The following is an 18,620-nucleotide window of genomic DNA, read 5'->3' on the forward strand; positions in this document are numbered from 1 at the left end:
CAGAATGAAGCCGAGGGCGACCATCAGAAGACCGCCGACAAAAACAGAGCTACCGACCATCATCAGGCCCGCGCCGGAAGTCGTCTCCGCAGAGCCGAACCCGATTAGGCCGAAGACGAGGCCGAGCACGGCCAGAGCCGCGCCGATTCCGATGACTACTGCACCCATGAAGAAACTCCGCCGGACCGATTCGCCGTCGGCCCTTCTTGTACGAGACCTTACGTCCAGTACAGCTTTAACGAAAGCCGGCAGCACACTTGTCCGACGCGGCGGCGCCGAGGGGTTTCGGCGGGGAAGAATTCGGCCGCGCGCGATGCTTTTGGTTGTCGCCCGCCTGCGGCGCCCTATCTAGTCGGAGCCGATCTTTCACGGTGCCTGCGCACCCGCAAGGGGCGCCGAGGCGGCGCGGCCGGATTTCATTTCTGCGGAGACAGATTCCATGTCCTTCCACGCTTCCCGAGCTTCCCTACTCCTACGATGCCCTCGCCCCCTATATGTCGCGCGAGACGCTCGAATATCACCACGACAAGCACCACCTCGCCTATGTGAACAACGGCAACAATCTGCTGAAGGGCACCGAGTGGGAAGGCCAGTCGCTGGAAGAGATCGTCAAGGGTTCCTTCGGCAAGAATGCCGGCCTGTTCAACAATGCCGGCCAGCACTTCAACCACCTCCATTTCTGGAACTGGATGAAGCCGAATGGCGGCGGCGCGATCCCCGGCGAGCTTGAGAAGAAGATCGTCGAGGACCTCGGCTCGGTCGAGAAGTTCAAGGAAGACTTCATCCAGGCCGGCGTCACCCAGTTCGGTTCCGGCTGGGCCTGGCTCGCGGTGAAGGACGGCAAGCTCGTCATCGACAAGACCGCGAATGGCGAGAGCCCGCTGGTGAAGGGCGCGACCCCGATCCTCGGCGTCGACGTGTGGGAGCACTCCTACTACATTGACTACCGCAACCGTCGCCCCGACTATCTGAAGGCGTTCGTCGAGAACCTGGTGAACTGGGACTACGTCGCCGAGCTGTATTCCAAGGCCGTCTGACCGGTCCTCACCTCGAAATCGGGCGCCGTCGCAGGTCGACGGCGCCCTTTTTCATGGCCGGCGGCCGCTCACTGCCCGAACGGAACCTCCGTGCGCGGGCCCGCCGGGCGCGCCTTGGGCGGCCAGCCCTTCACGCAATAGTCGTTCCAGAAATTGAACTGCCAGGCCGAGCGCCACTGGTACAGCCAGTTGTCGCATTCCGCCTTGGTGCGGAAGCAGCCATCGACCGTGCGGCCCTCGATGAAATCGAAGTTCCACGGCGCCTGCCGACGACCGGTGAAATGGCCGTACCAGAGCTGCGCCCCGGGCGTCGACGCCGCCATCTTGCGGCAGTCGCCGCCGGGAAAGGTCCCGGTGAATTCATAGGCCGCCGCCGGCCCGCCGGCCGCCCCCAGCATCAGCCCGGCGACGACCGCGACTGAGGCAATCCATTTCCCGCGCATGGCACTTTCCTCCCGGCCGCGCGCTATCGCGGCCCGCTCTCATCATTCTATGCCCCCGCCGGTCCACGGGAAGGGGCTACAGCCAGCGGATCGTCCGCAGCCAGGCCACCAGGCCGACGCCGAGCCCAGCGGCTAGCACGGTCACGGCCCAGAAGCCGTTCGGGTCCTGCGCGCCGGGAATGCCTTCCACATTCATGCCCATCAGGCCGGTGATCAGCGTCAGCGGCGCGAAGATCACCGTCACCGCCGCCAGCACCAGCATGGAACGGTTCATCTGCTCCGCCCGCCTTTCCACCATCTGGTCGTAGATGACGGCGGCGCGGTCGCGCACCGAATCCAGTTCCTCGGCGAAGCGCGTCACCCGGTCGGCGGCCTCGCGCAGCCGGTTGCGGTCGCGTGGCGAGAGCCATTCGGCGTCTTCCAGCGAGAAATGGTTCAGCGCCTCCCGCTGCGGGGCGATGTAGCGACGCAGGATGATGGCGACGCGCCGCACCTCGGAAACCTTGGGGCTGAGATTGGACAAGGTGGCGCTCAGCACCTGCTCTTCCAGCTCGTCCGCCTGCTCGGCCAGGGCGGTGATCACCGTGTCCATGCGGTCGACGAGGCGCATGGAAAGATCGGCGACAAATTCGCCCGGCGTGCGCGGCGCCCGCCCACGCTGGATGGCGTCCTCGAAATCGCCCACCGCCGACAGCGCCCGCCGCCGCACCGAGACGATGCGGTGCGGCTCCACCCAGAAGCGGATCGAGTGCATCTCGTCCGGCAGTGAGTAGGGCATCAGGTTGATGCCGCGCAGGTTGAGGAAGGCGCCATTGTCGAACAGGGCGCAGCGCGGCCGCGTTTCCGCCGCCACCAGGGATTCGACGATGGAGGGATCGACACCGCTGTGCAGGTCGAGCCACGTGCTGCGGCCGTGACGATGCTCCAGAAGCTGAAGGTTGATCCACTGAAAGCGTTCGCCGGACGGAACGCCCTGCGCGATGTCCTCCCAGCCGATGCGCCGCGCTCCGCCATTACCGTCGAAGGTCCAGGCGGAAACGAGGCCTTCCTTGTCGTAATCGGGCAATGCTGGCTCCTGCGTTTCCCGAATGAATGGCAGATGAACGCCCGCAGTGGAATGCGTTCAGTTTGATGAACCTATTGCAACAGCGGGTTCAGCTTGGGTTCGGCCGACGCTGGCTACGGTGTGTTCATCAAGGGCCGAGCCGGCCCGCTGAGCACCCGAGGATACCGCCATGACCGGCATCACCAAGACTGGCATCACCAAGACAAGCAAGCTCGTCGCCCTCGCCCTCGCCGGCACCACCCTCCTCGCCACCGTTCCCGCCGCCGCCGATGGCTGGCGCGGCCCGGGCTGGGGCGGGCCGGGCTGGGGCGGGCCGGGCTGGGGCGGTCACCGCCATGGCGGCCCCGGCTGGGGTCGCCCGGGTCCCGGCTGGCGTGGCCCCGGCTGGGGTGCGCCCGGCTATTATTACGGCCCGCGCCGCAACAATAATGGTGCCGCCATCGCCGCCGGCATCATCGGTGGCCTTGCCGTCGGCGCCATCGCGGCCGGCGCTGCCAACAACTACTATCGCCCGAGCTGCTGGACCGAGACCCGCACGCTCTACAACAGCTGGGGCCAGCCCTATTACCGCGATGTCGAGGTGTGCCGCTAGAGCCTGATCCGATCAGGTTGAAAGAACCTGATCGGTGAATCAGCCTCTAAACTATTGATAGAGCACGCCCGCCTTTCCCAAGGTGCGACGGACGAGCGGGCGGCGGAGCGATCCGCCGCCCTTCGCGTGTTCTGGTCCTGCGGTCACTCGCTCGCCGGCTGCGGCTCGACCTTGACGATGCCGCTGCGGTCGAGTCCGGCAAGAGCCGCAGCTACCGCCACGCCGCCGACCTTCAGCTCCGGCGCCAGCTCGCTGAGCGGGATCAGCGCGAATGCCCGCTCCATCATGCGCGGGTGCGGGATTTCGAGGTCGGGCTCGGCGATCACCTCTTCGCCATAGAGCAATATGTCGATGTCGATCTTGCGCGGGCCGAAGCGCACCTCGCGCGTGCGGTCGCGCCCGAAGGCGTGCTCGACGCCGAGCAGCAGGTTGAGCAGCTCGCGCGCGGAAAGCTCCGTTTCCACCGCCACCACCATGTTGAGATAGGGCCCCTGCGGCACCGGGCCCCAGGGCGGGGTCTCGTAGAGCGAGGAGCGGGCGATGATCTTCAACCCCGCGCGGGCGATGAGCCCGACCGCCTTGGCCATGGTGCCGGCGCGGTCGCCGAGATTGGAGCCGAGGCAGAGATAGGCGACCGCCTTCTCCACCTTGCGCGGCCGGCGGACGAAGAAATCGGGCGTCGGCTTAGCGGGCATGGAGGATCGCCTCCGTCACCCGCGCGGCCTGCACATGCGCGGCCACGTCATGCACGCGGATGATGGCGCAGCCGGCGCGGATGCCCAGCACATTGGAGGCGATGGTGCCCGGCAGGCGCTCGGCCGGCGTGGTTTCGATCACCTTGCCGATCAGCGATTTACGCGAGGTGCCGAGCAGGAGCGGGAATCCGAGCCGCCCGAACGTCTCCAGTGAGGCGAGCGCCTTCAGGTTCTGCTCGAAGGTCTTGCCGAAGCCGATGCCGGGATCGAGGGCGATGCGCTCGGGGCGGATGCCGGCGCGCGCCGCCCGCTCCAGCGCCTGTTCGAAAAAGCCGAGAATGTCGGCGACGATGTCGACTTCCGGGTCGACAGTGGCGCGGTTGTGCATCGCCACCACACCGGCGTCATAGGCGGCGGCGACGCGGGCCATGTCCGGGTCGCCCATCAGCCCCCAAATGTCGTTGAGAAGGCTCGCCCCCGCCTTCAGCGCCGCTTCCGCGACCGCTGCCTTCTGCGTGTCGATGGAGAGCGGCACCGGCAGGCTCGCCAGCGCCTCCACCGCCGGCAGCACGCGGCGCAGCTCTTCCTCCGCCGGCACCGGCGTATGGCCGGGACGGGTCGATTCCCCGCCAATGTCGAGAATATCCGCTCCCTCCGCCACCAGCCGGTGGGCATTGGCCACCGCGTCGTCGAGCGCCGCGCTGCGCCCGCCATCGGAGAAGGAATCGGGCGTCACATTGAGGATACCCATCACCAGCGTGCGGCCGGCATAGTCCAGCCGGCGGCCGCGCGCATCGAGCAGGCGTTGGGTGGGCGGAACAAGAGCGGCCATGGCGTCCCAAGGGTTGGCGTTTGGCTTTCACATCGCGCGAGCGGGCCGCGAAGGCAAGCGCCGACGCGGCAGGGTGGCCTCATTCACGCGCGCCGAGCTTTCGCCCGGCTTGCCGAACCGCCCCCGGCTGCGCTCTAAAGGAGAGGACGCGAGCGTGCGCAGGAGGCAGCCATGTCCGGTGACACCGAGGGCCAGATCTTCGTCGGGCGAAGCTCGACCGGCGGGACGGGCGGCAAGGCCGAATATCTCGCGCTGAAGCTCGCCAACCGCCACGGCCTCGCCACCGGCGCCACCGGCACCGGCAAGACGGTGACGCTGCAGACGCTGGCGGAGGGCTTTTCCCGTGCCGGCGTCCCGGTCTTCGCCGCCGACATCAAGGGCGACCTCTCCGGCATCGGCATGCCCGGCGAGGGTCAGGACTGGATCGTCAAGCGCTGCGCTGAGATCGGCATCGACTATGTGCCGGACGAATTTCCCGTCCTCTTCTGGGACCTGTTCGGCGAACAGGGTCACCCGGTCCGTGCCACCGTCTCGGAAATGGGGCCGCTGCTGCTGGCCCGGCTCCTGGACCTCAACGAGGTGCAGGAAGGCGTGCTGAACGTCGTGTTCCGCATTGCCGACGAGCAGGGCCTGCTGCTGCTCGACCTCAAGGATCTGCGGGCGATGCTGGCCTTCGTCGCGGAGAACGCGGGCAAGCTCACCACCACCTATGGCAATGTCTCGCCCGCCACCGTCGGCGCCATCCAGCGGGCGCTGCTGGTGCTGGAAAATCAGGGCGCCGACAAATTCTTCGGCGAGCCGGCGCTGAAGATCACCGATCTGATGCGGGTCGAGCCGCGCTCGGGCTACGGCACCATCTCGCTGCTCGCCGCCGACAAGCTGATGGCCTCGCCCCGGCTCTACGCCTCCTTCCTGCTGTGGCTGCTGTCCGAACTGTTCGAGGAGCTGCCCGAAGTCGGCGACCCCGACAAGCCGCGCGTGGTGTTCTTCTTCGACGAGGCACATCTTCTGTTCGATGGAGCGCCCAAGGCGCTGTTGCAGAAGGTGGAACAGGTGGTGCGGCTCATCCGCTCCAAGGGGGTGGGCGTGTATTTCGTCACCCAGAACCCGCTCGACATCCCCGACAGCGTGCTCGCCCAACTCGGCAACCGGGTGCAGCACGCGCTGCGCGCCTTCACCCCGCGCGACCAGAAGGCGGTGAATGCGGCGGCCGACACCTTCCGCCCCAACCCGAAACTGAACACGGCCGAGGTCATCACCCAGCTCGGCAAGGGCGAGGCGCTGGTCTCGATGCTGGAGGGCAATGGCACCCCGTCCATGGTCGAGCGCACGCTCATCGCCCCGCCCGCCGCCCGTGTCGGGCCCATCACCCCGGAACTGCGCAAGGTCGCGATGGCGCAAAGCCCTGTGCGGCACGCCTATGACGAAACCCTCGACCGCGAATCCGCCTATGAAATCCTCGCCAAGCGCGCCGAGCAGGCCACCGCGCCGGAGCCCACGCCGGCCGAGGCGGAGGCGCAGAGCGGCGGCGGCTGGCTGGCGGACACGCTTGGCGGCCTGTTCCGGCGCGGCCCGCGCGGCGGCATGAGCATGGGCGAGCGGGTGGTCAACCAGGTGACGCGGCAGGTCACCAATGAGGTGACCAAGGCCATTCTGCGCAACGTGCTCGGCGGCGCCCGCCGGCGGTAGAGATAGATAAGACCCTCATGGCCGGGCTTGACCCGGCCAACCAGCCCTTGACGGAGGCGCAAGGTGTGTGGGTCCCCGGGTCAAGCCCGGGGATGAGGCGGAAAAGCCTCTTTGAAACGACAAGGACTCCCGGCCATGGCCGCTCTTTCCAGGACAGACCTCGACCGCGTGCTCGCGGCCGTCGATGCCGATCTCGATGCCTCGCTCGCGCGTCTGTTCGATTTCCTGCGCATCCCCTCCATTTCCACCGACCGCGCCTATGCCGCCGATTGCCGCCGCGCCGGCCAGTGGCTGGCTGACGACCTCGCCACGCTCGGTCTCGTCGCCAAGCTGAACGACACGCCCGGCCATCCCATCGTCACCGGCACGTCTTCCGGGGGCGCGGAACGGCGGGTGCTATTCTACGGCCATTACGACGTGCAGCCGGTCGATCCGCTGGACCTGTGGGACAGCCCGCCCTTCGAGCCGCGCATCGTCGAAACGGCGGACGGGGTGAAGCGGATCGTCGCCCGTGGTTCGTCCGACGACAAGGGCCAGGTGATGACCTTCGTCGAGGCCTGCCGCGCCTATCAGCGCACCATCGGCCGCCTGCCGGTCGACGTGGCGATCGTGGTCGAAGGCGAGGAGGAGAGCGGCTCGGCCAATATCGGCCCGTTCCTGGAAGCGCATAAGAACGAGCTGAAAGCCGATCTCGCCCTCGTCTGCGACACCGGCATGTGGGATGCGAACACCCCCGCCATCATCCTCTCGCTGCGCGGGCTGATGCATGACGAGTTCGTCGTGCGCGCCGCCGACCGCGACCTGCATTCCGGCTATTATGGCGGCGCGGCCGTCAACCCGCTGCATGTGATCTCCAAGATCATCGGCGGCGTGCATGGCGAGGGCGGGCGCATCACCATTCCCGGCTTCTATGACGACGTGGTCGAGCCGTCCGCGCATATGCGCGAATCCTGGTCCAAGCTCGACCTGACGGCGGAGAACTTCCTCGGCCCCATCGGCCTCTCCCATCCCATCGGCGAGAAGGACCGGCTGCTGATCGAGATGGTCTCGACCCGCCCGACCTTCGAGGTCAACGGCCTATGGGGCGGCTATACCGGCGAGGGCGCCAAGACCGTCATCCCCTCCATCGCCACCGCGAAGATCACCTGCCGGCTGGTGGCGGACCAGTACCCCGCCCATGTCCGCGATTGCGTGCGCGCCTATATCCGCTCCAAACTGCCGCCCGACTGCACGGTGGAATTTCTCGGCGGTGAGGGCAACCGCGCGGTGGCCGTCGCCCATGACAACCCGCTGCTCGCCAAGGCTGCCGCCGCGCTCGGCGAGGAATGGGGCGCGCCGGCCGTCACCTATGGCGATGGCGGTTCCATCCCCGTGGTCGGCCAGTTCAAGAAAGTGCTGGGACAGGACACGCTGCTGGTCGGCTTCGCGCTGGACGATGACCGCATCCATTCGCCCAACGAGAAATACGACCTCACCTCCTTCCACAAGGGCATTCGCAGCTGGGTCCGCATCCTCGCGGCGCTGGCGGAGTAGCTGTTATGTCGCATCACTGGACGCAGACCTGGACCTTCTTCGACGGCAGTTGGCAGGAGGGCAATATCCCGATCCTGGGCGTGCGCAGCCATGCCACCTGGCTCGGCACCTCGGTGTTCGACGGTGCCCGCGCCTTTGAAGGGGTGACGCCGGACCTCGACCTGCACTGCGCGCGGGTCAACCGCTCGGCGCGCGCGATGGGGCTGAAGCCGCTGGTCTCGGTGGAGAAATGGGTCGAGCTGGCGCATCAGGGCGTGAAGCGCTTCGCACCCGGCGCCGCGCTCTACATCCGGCCGATGTATTGGGCGGAATATCCCGGCGCACGCACGGTCGACGCCGACCCGGAATCCACCCGCTGGTGCCTCAGCCTCTATGAGGCCGGCATGCCGAGCCCGGACCACGGCACGGCGATCACCCTGTCGCGCTACCGCCGCCCGACCATCGAATGCGCCGTCACCGATGCCAAGGCCGGCTGCCTCTACCCCAACAATGCCCGCGCGCTGGTCGAGGCGCATGCGCGCGGCTTCGACAATGCCGTGCTGTGCGACATGCTGGGCAATGTCGCCGAGCTCGCCACCGCCAATGTCTTCCTCGCCAAGGACGGCGTCGCCTTCACCCCGGCGCCGAACGGCACCTTCCTCGCCGGCATCACCCGCACCCGCACGGCGAATTTGCTGCGGGAGGCGGGCATCGAGGTGGTGGAAGCCGCGCTCACCTGGCGCGACTTTCTGGAGGCCGACGAGATCTTCTCGACCGGCAATTATTCCAAGGTGACGCCGGTGACGCGGATCGAGGCGCGCGATCTCCAGCCCGGCCCGGTCTATCGCCGCGCGCGCGAAGTCTACTGGGAGTTCGCCCATTCCTGAGGTGACGCACGCCGCCCCGCTGCCCGCACTCGACGCGCTCATCGAGGGCGTTCGCTCCGGCCACCGCGCCACGCTCGCCCGGGCGATCACGCTGGTGGAATCGCGCAAGCCGGCGCATCGCGCGCTGGCGGGCGAGCTGTTGCAGGCGCTGCTGCCGCAGACCGGGGGGGCCCTGCGCCTCGGCATCACCGGCGTGCCGGGGGTGGGCAAGTCGACCACCATCGACGCGCTCGGCAGCCATCTCATCGCCCAGAGGCACCGGGTGGCGGTGCTGGCGGTGGACCCCTCCTCCACCCGCACCGGCGGCTCCATTCTCGGCGACAAGACGCGCATGGCCCGCCTGTCGCTGGAGGAACGCGCCTTCATCCGCCCCTCCCCGGCCGGCGGCACGCTCGGCGGGGTGGCGGCACGCACCCGCGAGACCATGCTGCTGTGCGAAGCGGCGGGCTATGACGTGGTGCTGGTGGAGACGGTCGGCGTCGGCCAGTCGGAAACCGCGGTGGCGGATATGACCGACACCTTCCTCGTGCTGATGCTGCCCGGCGCCGGCGATGAGTTGCAGGGCATAAAGAAGGGCATCATCGAACTGGCCGACATCGTCGCCGTCAACAAGGCGGACGGCGCCAATCTCGCCCGTGCCAAGGCGGCGGCGGGCGAATACCGCGCGGCGCTGCATGTGCTGGGCGGGCGCGAGCCGTTCTGGTCGGTGCCGGTGCTCACCTATTCCGGCCTCACCGGCGAGGGGGTGGAGGCTCTTTGGGCGGCGGTAGTGGCGCATCGCGACCGCGCGACGCAGGCGGGCGCGTTCACCGCGCGCCGCAGCGGCCAGCAGGTGAAATGGATGTGGACCCTGTTCGACGAGCGGGTGCGCGACGCGCTGCGCCGCGCGCCGGCGCTGCGCGCGCAACTGCCGGCGATCGAACAGGACGTGGCGGCGGGCGCGCTTTCCCCCACGCTCGGCGCCGCGAGGATCGCCGATCTGTTCGGCTGGCCGGATCTGTGAGGCCGGACTCGCAAAAAAGCCGAAATGAGGGAAGAATAATCAAAATGGCGGCGGTTGCTGGTCGGCACCGAACGGGCAAGCCCGACCAGAAGGAGTGACACATCATCATGCAGGATCAGCCCACGCTGTCGGGCCAGCGCGTCTTCGTGGTCGAGGACGAGACGCTCGTCGCGATGATGATCGAGGGCATGCTTGAGGAACTGGGCGCCACCGTCGTCGGCAATGAATCGCGCTTCGACGATGCGCTGAATTTCGTCGCCACCCGCCACGAAGAGATCGATGTCGCCATGCTCGACCTCAATCTCGGCACGCGCCACAGCTACGACATCGCCGAGGCGATCGCCCGCCACGGCATCCCCATCGTTTTCTCCACCGGCTATAATGACAGCGCCATCGACGCCGCCTGGCGCAAGTGCCCGGTGCTGAACAAGCCGTTCCAGCTGGCCGATCTCGAGGGCGCTCTGGCGCGGGCGCTGGAGGCGCGCGCGGCCTGATGCGCGCCGGGCCGGCAAAGGCATCGGCTCGGCCGCGCCTGCTCATCACCGGCTTCGGCCATTTTCCCGGCATGCCGGCCAACCCGTCCGCCCAGCTCGCCCGTCACCTCGCGCGCAGCCGCCCAGCCGGGGGTGCACGGACCGAACGGCGCCTGCTCGCCACGCGCTGGGACGAGGCCGCCGGCTTCCCTGCCCTGCTCGCGCAAACCCGGCCGGATATCTTGCTCATGCTGGGCGTCGCCGCCCGGCGCCGGCTTGTGTCGATCGAGATCGTCGGGCGCAATGCGACGGGCGCGTTTCCCGATGCCGCCGGCCATCGTCCGGCCTCGCATGTGCTGGAGCCCGGCGCACCGGCGCAGAGGGCGCTGGCTGCCCGCCCGGCCCCACTGCTGGCGGCGCTGCGCGCGGCCGGCGTCCCCGCCCATCTTTCGCGCCATGCCGGCCGCTATGTCTGCAATGCGCTGGCCTTCCGCGCCTATGGCTGGGCGCGCGCCGGCCTTGCCGCCGATGGCGGCGCGCGGCTTGCGGTGTTCGTGCATGTGCCGCTGCCGCGCCCCGGCCGGCTCGCGCTGCCGCAGCTGGCGCGGGGGCTGGAAGCGCTACTCGCCGCGCTGCTGGCGCAGTTCCGGCAGAGCCGGCTGCGCGTCTGAGCGACAGACAAAGAAAGGGCGGACACCGCCTAGATCCTTTCACTGTTTCACGGAAACAGTGAAAGGATCTAATGCCTTGTTTTTCGCGTTTTCTTCACGCGAACCGGTATCCACTTCGCTCGAAAACGCTCTCGCGCGGCATCCGCCCTCGGGTCGACCCGGCGCTCAACGCTCCGGCAGTTGCACGGTGATCTTGATAGAGCCGTACCACGCCGCGAGATTGGCAATGTCGGCGTCGGTCAGATCCTTGGACACCACCGTCATCATCTCGTTGACGCGGCGGCCGGCGCGGAAATCCTCCAGCGCCTTGGCGAGATAGACTTCCTGCTGGCCCGCCAGATTGGCCGCCGTCGGCAATTGGGCGATGCCGTCCATGCCGTGACAGACGGCGCATTGCGCCGAAGCCTTGGCGCGCCCCGCCTTGGCGTCCTGCGCGAGGGCGGGGGTGACGCCGAGTGCCGCCGTCAGAAGCAGCGGCACGCAGTACATGCGTTTCATTGACGATTCCCGGCAAGAGACAAGGGCCCCTGCGCCGGTCTTGCGGCGCAGGGGCGATGAGGCGCGGCCGCTTACTTCTCGTAGGAGATGCGGTAGATCGCGCCCGAGGTGTCGTCGGCCACCAGCAGCGAGCCGTCATTCAGCTGCGCCACGGAGGCCGGACGGCCGAGATATTCGCCATTCACCAGCCAGCCCTCGGCGAAGGGTTCGGTCTTGGCGGCGGTGCCGTCGTCGTTCAGCGTGGTGAACATCACCCGCGCGCCGACCGGATCGGTGCGGTTCCACGAGCCGTGCTGCACCGAGAAGATACCACCCTGATACTTCGCCGGGAACTGCTTGCCGGTGTAGAAGGTCATGCCGAGATCGGCGGCATGCGCTTCCATCTCCACTTGGGGCGGCACGGAATCGGCCGGGGGCGTCTGGTCCTTGTATTCGACGGTACGGACACTGCCGCCGCCGAAATAGGGGAAGCCGAAAGTCTGGCCGGGCTTGGTGGCACGGTTCAGTTCACCCGGCGGAATGGTGTCGCCCATGCCGTCGACCTGGTTGTCGGTGAACCACAGGGTCTTGTCCTTCGGATTGAAGTCCATGCCCACCGAATTGCGGATACCCCACGCATAGACTTCACGGTTCTTGCCGTCGCGGTCCATCCGCACGATGCCGCCGATGCCGTTCTTCTTGTAGAGGTCGTATTTCTCCGGCGCGAAGACGTTGAAGGGCTGGCCGAGGGTAATATACAGCTTGTCGTCCGGCCCGATGCGGCAGACACGGGCGGTGTGGTTGTAGGATTCCTCAGAGGGCGGAATGAGTTCGCCCTGCTTCACCACCTCGAAGGCGGCGACATCCGGCCCCTCATAGAAGAATTCGGCGGCGGGGAAGAGCAGGACGCGATTCTGTTCGGCGACGAACAGGAATCCGTCCTTGGAGAAGCACACGCCGTTCGGCAGCTTGAACTGGATCGAGGGCGCGAAGACCTTCACCTCATCAGCGACGCGGTCCTTGTCGCGGTCGGTCACCGCCCATACTTTCGACTTGCGGGTGCCGACGAAGACGGCGCCGGTGGTCGGCCCCACCGCCATTTCGCGCGCATCCGGCACGATGGCGTAAAGCGCGATCTTGAAGCCGTCCGGCAGCTTGATGCCGGCCAGCGTCTTCTTGAACGCCTCGGCGCGCGGCCCGGTCTGCGGCACCGTTTCCATTTCCATGGAGGCGCCGGTCTGCTGGAAATTCGAGAGCTTCTGCATGTTGTCGGTCGACTGGGCCTGAGCCGAAGCCGACAGCATCACCGCGCCCGCGAACATGGTGGTGGCGAGCAGCGCCGCGGTCCGCGAACCGCGCCGGAAAAGAGACATGGGGTTCCTCCTAGGATGCCGGACCTCGTTCGGGTCCGTTGCCGCGGCACGCTAGCACGACCTCCCTAAACGTTAAGTCAGCAATACTGGCTCATCTCCCCCGAAATGACCTTGGCGGCCAAAATTTTTTACCAAGAAGACCAGATCAACAGCCCGCTACTACAGTCTCTTCCGTCTGACATGAAGCATTATCGCACATAATGTATTACAGAATCGCCCCACGCGACCCATGACCACCGCCGGTTTCCGCCGGCGTTAAACCCATGCCGGCCGAATCCTGCTATGGGCTGTGCATGGGCGTTGTGCGCCCCCGACGCTGCCGGATCTGCCCGTGACCATCTATCTGCCGATAGCGGAACTGCCGGTGAACATCTTCACGCTGCTGGCGCTGGGGATCGCGGTCGGCTTCATCTCCGGCATGTTCGGCGTCGGCGGCGGCTTCCTGATGACGCCGCTGCTCATCTTCCTCGGCGTGCCGCCGGCGGTGGCGGTGGCGAGCGTGTCCACCCACATGGCCGCCTCGTCCTTTTCCGGCACCCTCACCTATTTGCGACGGGGGCTGGTGGATGTCCGCCTGGGGCTTGTGCTGCTGGCCGGCGGCCTCACCGGCACGCTGGCCGGCGTCGTCAGCTTCATGCTGCTGCGCCAGCTCGGCCAGCTCGATCTCGTCATCGCCGTCACCTATATCGTCCTGCTCGGCACCATCGGCTCGCTCATGGTGGCGGAAAGCCTGCGGGCGCTGCTGCGCGAATGGCGGGGAGAGAAGGCGCAGGTGAAGCGGCCGGGAGCGCATCCCTGGTTTCTGCGCATGCCGTTCAAGGTGCGCTTCCGCCAGTCGCGCATCTATGTCTCGGTCATTCCCGTGGTGACGATCGGCTTCGCCATCGGCTTTCTCGGCGCGCTGATGGGCATTGGCGGCGGCTTCCTGCTGGTGCCGGCGCTGATCTATCTGCTGCGCGTGCCGACGCTCACCTCCATCGCCACCGCGCTGATGCTGACGCTGGTGACGATGACCGCCGCGATCCTCATGCACGCCGTGCTCAACCAGACGGTCGATGCGGTGCTGGGCCTGGTGCTGATGGTCGGCGGCACCATCGGCGCGCAGTTCGGCGCCCGCGCCGGGCAGGCGATGCGGGCGGAAAAGCTGCGCCTGCTGCTCGGCCTGCTGGTGCTCGCCGTCGGCCTGCGCGTGGCGGTGGACCAGATCGTCACCCCGGCGGACCTCTACGCCGTCTCCATCAATGAGGCGGCGCGATGAGGGGGATGGCCGCATCGCTTCTCGCCCTCCTCCCGCTCCTCGCCGGCACACCGGCGCGGGCGGATCTGGTGCTGTCGCTGTCCAAGGCCCGCGTCACCATCACCTCAAACTTCACCGGCGACACGCTGGTGCTGTTCGGCGTCATCGATCCCGGCGTTGTAGCGCCCTCTGCGGCGCCCGATGTCGTCGTCACCGTGCGTGGACCCAGCGAGAGCTTCACCACCTGGCGCAAGGAGCGCCGCTTCGGCCTGTGGGTGAATGTGGACGGCCGGAGCTTCCTCGCCGCCCCCTCCTATCTCGCGGTGCTCGCCAACCGCCCCCCGGCTGACATGGCCGATGCGGAGACGCTGCGCTGGGAACAGGCGGGGCTCGACAATAACCGGCTGCTGCAGCGCATCGGCTCGGATTATGCCGATGTGGTGCCGCAGGACCCGTTCCGGCAGGCCTTTCTGCGGGTCAAGCAGGCGCAGGGCCTGTATTTCGAGCGCCCGGCAGGGGTGGAGTTCATCGCCCCGAACGTGTTCCGCGCCACCATCCCCATTCCCGGCACCGCGCCCATCGGCACCTATGAAGTCGTGGTGAAGACCTTCAGCGGCGGCGCCCTGGCCGGCCGGGGAACGCTGCCGCTGGAAGTGGCGAAGGTCGATTTCGAGCAGACCGTCGCCACGACAGCGCAGAACCATCCCTGGCTCTACGGCCTCGCCACCGCGCTGATGGCGCTCACCGTCGGTTTCATCGCCAATATCGCCTTCCGCCGCGACTGAGGCTCGGAGTTACAGCGCCGGCTCCGGGGCGACGGCGACGCCCGCTCGCTCCAGCACCCGCGCCGCCTGCAGCGCCTTGTCCTCCCGCCACGGGGCGGCGATGAGCTGCACGCCGATGGGAAGCGGGTCGTCGGTCGGAATCGGCGCGGCGGCCACCGGCAGGCCGATGAAGGAGATGGGCTGGGTGTAGATGCCGATATTCGGCCGCACCAGCATTTCCCGCCCGTCGAGCACGAAGGTCGTCTGGCCGCCGCGCGGCGCCGGCACCGGGGTCGAGGGCGCGATCAGCACGTCGCAATCGGCGAACAGTTCCAGCGCCCGCTCGCGGAACCAGCGGCGGAAGATCTGCGCCCGGGCGATCCACATCGCCGGCAGCACCGCCCCGGCCAGCAGGCGCTCGCGCACCGCCGGGTCGAAATCGTCGGGCCGCGCGCGCAGCCGCCCCTCATGCAGCGCCGCCCCTTCCGCCATGGAGATGAGATAGGCCGCCGCCCGCGCCCGCTCCACCTCCGGCAGTTCCACTGTCCGCGTCGCGCCCAGCGCCTTCGCCGCGCGCGCCACCGCCGCATAGGCCTGGGGCGTGCCCTGCCGGGCGAACCAGCCGCCGAGCACCGCGACCTTGAGATCGTCAGGCGAATCGAGGGGGGCAAGCGTCGGCGCGACGGGCGCGTCGGCCAGCGCCGGGTCGTCGGCATCCGGACCCTGCAGTGCGTCATAGGTCGCGGCGAGATCGCCGACATGGCGGGCGAAGGGGCCGAGATGGTCCAGGCTGGCGACGAAGGGAAAGCTGCGCGCCCGCGACAGCCGCCCATAGGTCGGCTTCAGCCCGAAAATGCCGCAAAAGGAGGACGGCACGCGGATCGAGCCGTTGGTATCGGAGCCGAGCGCCAGCGGCACCAGCTTGCCGCCCACTGCGGAACCCGAGCCGCCGGAGGAGCCGCCGGACATATGCGCCGGGTCGTGCGGGTTGGCCGAACGCCCGTCATGCCGATTCTCGCCGGTGAAGTCATAGGCATATTCGCCCATGTTCAGCCCGCCAAGGCACACCGCCCCCGCCGCGTTCATCCGCTCCACCAGCGTCGCGTCGCGCGGCGCCGGTTTGCGGTCACGGTTGATCTTCGAGCCTGCGCGCGTCGGCAGTCCCTTGAGATCGAAAAGGTTCTTCGCCGCGAACGGCACGCCGGCGAGCGGGCCCAATGCTTCGCCGCGCGCACGGGCGGCATCGAGCGCGTCGGCCTCGGCCAGCGCGCGATCGCGCGTGACATCGGTGAAGGCGTTCAGCACGGGGTCGACCGCGTCGATCCGCGCCAGCGCCGCTTCAATGACGGCGCGCGCGCTCACCCGCCCGTCGCGCACGGCGGCGGCGAGGTCGGTGGCGGGTCCGGCGAGAAGCGTCGCGGCGGCGGCATCAGGGGACACAGGCGCGCTCATGGCCGGTACACCGGGGCGGGCTCGGCCTCGTCCGGCAGGGCGAACTCCATCACCAGCGCCGCCATCGCCGTGGCGGTTTCCAGATGCATCAGCACGCGCGGCCGCAATTCCGGCTCTAGTGGCAGGCGCGCCACGGCGAGCCCTGCATCGAGCAGCGCTCCGCAGGGTGTCCCGCCCTCACCGTCCGCCTCTGTCCGCATCGCCGCCTCCATCCTGTTTTCTGCCGCCGATGATACAGGAAGCGTGCCACGCGAGGGCCGTGCGTGCGTGTCTCGGAAGGGCGGTGCAAAAAGGTTGTCCACCTCCTTTGCGGAAGCGTGCGCGGCGGCCTTGCAAAGCGCCGGCCACCAAAGTAGGTTCCGCGCCGTTCTGGCACGCAGCTGTAGCTCAGTTGGTTAGAGCGCCGGTCTGTGGAACCGGAGGTCGGTGGTTCGAGCCCACCCAGCTGTACCAGAATCGTCCTTGCCCCGGTCATTTTCGTCGCTTATCGCCGGTGCCCTGGCGCGCCGGACGGCAGTCGTTGTCCACGACTCTTCCCTGGCCTGCGCCCGGCGGCAGCGGCACAGGCAAGGAATGGCGGCATGGAGCGCAACCCGATCTTCGTCTTCGGCTCGAATCTCGCCGGCATCCATGCGGGCGGGGCGGCACGCTGGGCGCATGACAACCGGGGCGCGGAATGGGGCGTCGGCTTCGGCCTCACCGGCACCGCGTTTGCCATTCCCACCAAGGACTGGGACATCGAGACGCTGCCGCTGGCCGACATCCAGAAATATGTCCGCCGCTTCCTGAAATTCGCCGCCGCGCGGCCGGATCTCAGCTTCCAGCTCACGCCGATCGGCTGCGGCCATGCCGGCTACACCCCGGCCGACATCGCGCCGATGTTTGCGCAGGCGTCCGACAACGTGCTGCTGCCGGACGAGTTCAAGGCCGCGCTCGGGCGCAGCTGAACGGCGCGGGCCGCCCGCCGTCGGCTCAGCGCGTGTCGCAGATATAGAGCGACATGTCCGCCCCGGCCGCCCGCAATTCCAGCCACACATCCGGCCGCACCCGCACCCGCCCGCCCCTTTTGCGGGCATAGGCGAGAGCGAACGCCTCGGCGGCACGCACCCGCTCGGCGGTCAGCGGCTGGGGCGACGGAATCGGGCGCGACGGCGTGGGCGGCGGCATGGAGAGCATCGGCGCGGTCTCCTCACGGGGGGACAAGCGCCATGCAAGCCGCCGGCCAGCCGGGCGGGGGCCGGCCGGCCCGGTCTCAGGGCGCCAGAACCTCGGCGCCGGCGCTCGTCTTCGGATAGGGCAGCTCGGTCACCAGCCGCGCCGCCGGCGTCGTCTGCGCGAACAGCGGCGCGAGGTCGATGGTGAGATAGTTCAGCCGGTTGGCGTAATCGGCGATCATCAGCCGGTTATGGGTCAGGTCCTTCACCACCACCCACTGGGTGTAATCGGAGACCGTCGACCCGTCCGGCAGCCGCGACTGGGCGATGCCGATCGGGATATCGACATTGTTGAGAATATGGGCGACCGCCTGCGCCGCCTCGCCGGCATCCTGGGGCGGGACCACGCCGTGGCGCAGCAGAGCGGCGCGGACAAAGCGCGAGGGCGGGGTGTAGTCGCCGGGAAGCCCGATCAACCCGCCGCCCTGGCCGATTTCGGTCACGTTGACGTTGCCGATCATCCGGCTCGGCACGCCGACCGTGGTGAGGTTGAGATAGTTGCGGATATTGGTCAGGTGCCAGTCATAGGTCGGCGCATTGGTCAGCACATGCGCGACATTGTCGTGGATGCGCACCTCGCCGCCGACATATTCCACCACCATGCCCGCGCCACTGCGGTCGACGAAGACGAAATGGATGGTCGGCGGCGTCGGGCCGCTCGGCAGCGTGTCATCCGCCCACACCTTCATCGCCGGCAGCGCGGCCCGCAGTTCGGCGACCGTGGCGAAGCTGCCCAGCGCCCAGGAGCCGAAGGTCAGCACGGTCTGGTACTGTTTGTCGTCCTTGGTCACCGTCTGGTACTGGGTGAAGCCCGGCAGGAAGTTGCCGCTCATCGACAGGCCTTCCGAATTCTGCCCGTCCAGCAGCGCCCCGCCGGGGATGATGCCGGCATTCACCCCGACCACCGCATATTTGGTCGCCACCTTGTGGGCGGGCAGATTAAGCGCGGCGGGGGCGACCAGCGTCAGTTCGGTACCCTTGGGCTGGCTCACCAGCTGCCATTTCATGTCGAACGCCCATTCCATGGTGCGCCCGGCAATGACCGTGCCGTCCTTGGCGACGATGTCGACCGCCGTGCAGGCAAGAGACAGGTTGACGGTGGCGAGCAACGCCAGCGTGGTCGCGAGCAGCCTTTTCATGGTGTTTCCTCCGGGGTCTGTTTCGTCGGCCCCACGTCTCACAGGTAACCTCATCCGGCAGGCC

Annotated in this window: 21 protein-coding genes and 1 tRNA gene; 12 read left to right on the top strand and 10 right to left on the bottom strand. The window is 68.0% G+C overall.

Annotated features, from left to right (window positions below; all coding sequences use genetic code 11):
* Positions 1–434: 434 nt before the first annotated feature.
* Positions 435–1,037, top strand: coding sequence for a superoxide dismutase (locus tag ACP2AH_RS17990; RefSeq protein ID WP_425107098.1), 603 nt, complete (start codon positions 435–437; stop codon positions 1,035–1,037).
* A gap of 68 nt (positions 1,038–1,105) precedes the next feature.
* On the opposite strand, the gene ACP2AH_RS17995 is transcribed toward ACP2AH_RS17990, so the two are convergent.
* Both ACP2AH_RS17995 and ACP2AH_RS18000 read right to left on the bottom strand, forming a co-directional pair.
* The gene (locus ACP2AH_RS17995; RefSeq protein WP_425107067.1) at positions 1,106–1,480 is read right to left on the bottom strand and encodes a hypothetical protein; all 375 of its coding nucleotides are present in this window, start codon (positions 1,478–1,480) and stop codon (positions 1,106–1,108) included.
* A 76-nt stretch (positions 1,481–1,556) separates the two neighbouring features.
* On the bottom strand, positions 1,557–2,546 hold the full coding sequence (locus ACP2AH_RS18000) for a zinc transporter ZntB (protein ID WP_425107068.1): 990 nt from the start codon (positions 2,544–2,546) through the stop codon (positions 1,557–1,559).
* A gap of 169 nt (positions 2,547–2,715) precedes the next feature.
* Between ACP2AH_RS18000 and ACP2AH_RS18005 the strand changes: the two genes are divergently transcribed.
* Positions 2,716–3,138 (top strand): hypothetical protein, encoded by a 423-nt coding sequence (locus ACP2AH_RS18005; protein ID WP_425107069.1) that lies wholly within the window; start codon positions 2,716–2,718, stop codon positions 3,136–3,138.
* A gap of 143 nt (positions 3,139–3,281) precedes the next feature.
* Here the strand turns inward: ACP2AH_RS18005 and folK are convergent, their stop codons facing one another.
* Positions 3,282–3,833: a 2-amino-4-hydroxy-6-hydroxymethyldihydropteridine diphosphokinase gene (folK, locus tag ACP2AH_RS18010; RefSeq protein WP_425107070.1), complete on the bottom strand. Its 552-nt coding sequence runs from the start codon at positions 3,831–3,833 to the stop codon at positions 3,282–3,284.
* Complete coding sequence (gene folP / locus ACP2AH_RS18015) at positions 3,823–4,665, bottom strand: dihydropteroate synthase (protein ID WP_425107071.1); 843 nt, start codon at positions 4,663–4,665, stop codon at positions 3,823–3,825. The genes folK and folP overlap by 11 nt, the downstream gene beginning before the upstream one ends.
* A 171-nt stretch (positions 4,666–4,836) precedes the next feature.
* Here folP and ACP2AH_RS18020 point away from each other — a divergent pair, with 171 nt between their 5' ends.
* From ACP2AH_RS18020 to ACP2AH_RS18045, 6 genes are all read left to right on the top strand, one after another.
* Entirely contained in the window at positions 4,837–6,354 is a 1,518-nt protein-coding gene (locus tag ACP2AH_RS18020; RefSeq protein ID WP_425107072.1) for a helicase HerA-like domain-containing protein, read from the top strand.
* A gap of 135 nt (positions 6,355–6,489) precedes the next feature.
* On the top strand, positions 6,490–7,887 hold the full coding sequence (locus tag ACP2AH_RS18025; RefSeq protein ID WP_425107073.1) for a M20/M25/M40 family metallo-hydrolase: 1,398 nt from the start codon (positions 6,490–6,492) through the stop codon (positions 7,885–7,887).
* A 5-nt stretch (positions 7,888–7,892) separates the two neighbouring features.
* Entirely contained in the window at positions 7,893–8,753 is an 861-nt protein-coding gene (locus ACP2AH_RS18030; protein ID WP_425107074.1) for a branched-chain amino acid aminotransferase, read from the top strand.
* Between the two features lies 1 nt (position 8,754).
* A complete protein-coding gene (meaB, locus tag ACP2AH_RS18035; RefSeq protein WP_425107075.1) occupies positions 8,755–9,756 on the top strand; it encodes a methylmalonyl Co-A mutase-associated GTPase MeaB in 1,002 nt (333 codons plus the stop codon).
* A 107-nt stretch (positions 9,757–9,863) separates the two neighbouring features.
* Positions 9,864–10,250: a response regulator gene (locus tag ACP2AH_RS18040; RefSeq protein ID WP_425107076.1), complete on the top strand. Its 387-nt coding sequence runs from the start codon at positions 9,864–9,866 to the stop codon at positions 10,248–10,250.
* Complete coding sequence (locus ACP2AH_RS18045) at positions 10,250–10,900, top strand: peptidase C15 (protein WP_425107077.1); 651 nt, start codon at positions 10,250–10,252, stop codon at positions 10,898–10,900. The genes ACP2AH_RS18040 and ACP2AH_RS18045 overlap by 1 nt, the downstream gene beginning before the upstream one ends.
* 165 nt (positions 10,901–11,065) lie before the next feature.
* On the opposite strand, the gene ACP2AH_RS18050 is transcribed toward ACP2AH_RS18045, so the two are convergent.
* Together ACP2AH_RS18050 and ACP2AH_RS18055 are read right to left on the bottom strand one after the other, a co-directional pair.
* Positions 11,066–11,398, bottom strand: coding sequence for a c-type cytochrome (locus tag ACP2AH_RS18050; protein ID WP_425107078.1), 333 nt, complete (start codon positions 11,396–11,398; stop codon positions 11,066–11,068).
* Positions 11,399–11,469: 71 nt separating this feature from the next.
* A complete protein-coding gene (locus tag ACP2AH_RS18055) occupies positions 11,470–12,750 on the bottom strand; it encodes a PQQ-dependent sugar dehydrogenase (protein ID WP_425107079.1) in 1,281 nt (426 codons plus the stop codon).
* A gap of 331 nt (positions 12,751–13,081) precedes the next feature.
* Between ACP2AH_RS18055 and ACP2AH_RS18060 the strand changes: the two genes are divergently transcribed.
* Entirely contained in the window at positions 13,082–14,008 is a 927-nt protein-coding gene (locus tag ACP2AH_RS18060; RefSeq protein ID WP_425107080.1) for a sulfite exporter TauE/SafE family protein, read from the top strand.
* Positions 14,005–14,772 carry a TIGR02186 family protein gene (locus ACP2AH_RS18065; protein ID WP_425107081.1) on the top strand — a complete coding sequence of 256 codons (768 nt, stop codon included), beginning with the start codon at positions 14,005–14,007 and terminating at the stop codon, positions 14,770–14,772. The genes ACP2AH_RS18060 and ACP2AH_RS18065 overlap by 4 nt, the downstream gene beginning before the upstream one ends.
* A 9-nt stretch (positions 14,773–14,781) precedes the next feature.
* On the opposite strand, the gene ACP2AH_RS18070 is transcribed toward ACP2AH_RS18065, so the two are convergent.
* Positions 14,782–16,203: an AtzE family amidohydrolase gene (locus ACP2AH_RS18070; protein WP_425107082.1), complete on the bottom strand. Its 1,422-nt coding sequence runs from the start codon at positions 16,201–16,203 to the stop codon at positions 14,782–14,784.
* Complete coding sequence (locus tag ACP2AH_RS18075; protein WP_425107083.1) at positions 16,200–16,403, bottom strand: DUF4089 domain-containing protein; 204 nt, start codon at positions 16,401–16,403, stop codon at positions 16,200–16,202. Before ACP2AH_RS18075 ends, ACP2AH_RS18070 begins: the two co-directional genes overlap by 4 nt.
* A 176-nt stretch (positions 16,404–16,579) precedes the next feature.
* Here ACP2AH_RS18075 and ACP2AH_RS18080 point away from each other — a divergent pair.
* Together ACP2AH_RS18080 and ACP2AH_RS18085 are read left to right on the top strand one after the other, a co-directional pair.
* Positions 16,580–16,656 (top strand) — tRNA-His (locus ACP2AH_RS18080).
* A 128-nt stretch (positions 16,657–16,784) separates the two neighbouring features.
* The gene (locus ACP2AH_RS18085) at positions 16,785–17,150 is read left to right on the top strand and encodes an A1S_2505 family phage non-structural protein (RefSeq protein WP_425107084.1); all 366 of its coding nucleotides are present in this window, start codon (positions 16,785–16,787) and stop codon (positions 17,148–17,150) included.
* A gap of 25 nt (positions 17,151–17,175) precedes the next feature.
* Here ACP2AH_RS18085 and ACP2AH_RS18090 read toward each other — a convergent pair whose 3' ends face one another.
* A complete protein-coding gene (locus tag ACP2AH_RS18090) occupies positions 17,176–17,379 on the bottom strand; it encodes a hypothetical protein (RefSeq protein ID WP_244377948.1) in 204 nt (67 codons plus the stop codon).
* A gap of 76 nt (positions 17,380–17,455) precedes the next feature.
* Positions 17,456–18,556: a choloylglycine hydrolase family protein gene (locus ACP2AH_RS18095; RefSeq protein ID WP_425107085.1), complete on the bottom strand. Its 1,101-nt coding sequence runs from the start codon at positions 18,554–18,556 to the stop codon at positions 17,456–17,458.
* Between the last annotated feature and the right edge of the window lie 64 nt (positions 18,557–18,620).

The sequence above is a fragment of the Ancylobacter sp. genome (genome assembly GCF_965249975.1).
GTDB lineage: Bacteria > Pseudomonadota > Alphaproteobacteria > Rhizobiales > Xanthobacteraceae > Ancylobacter.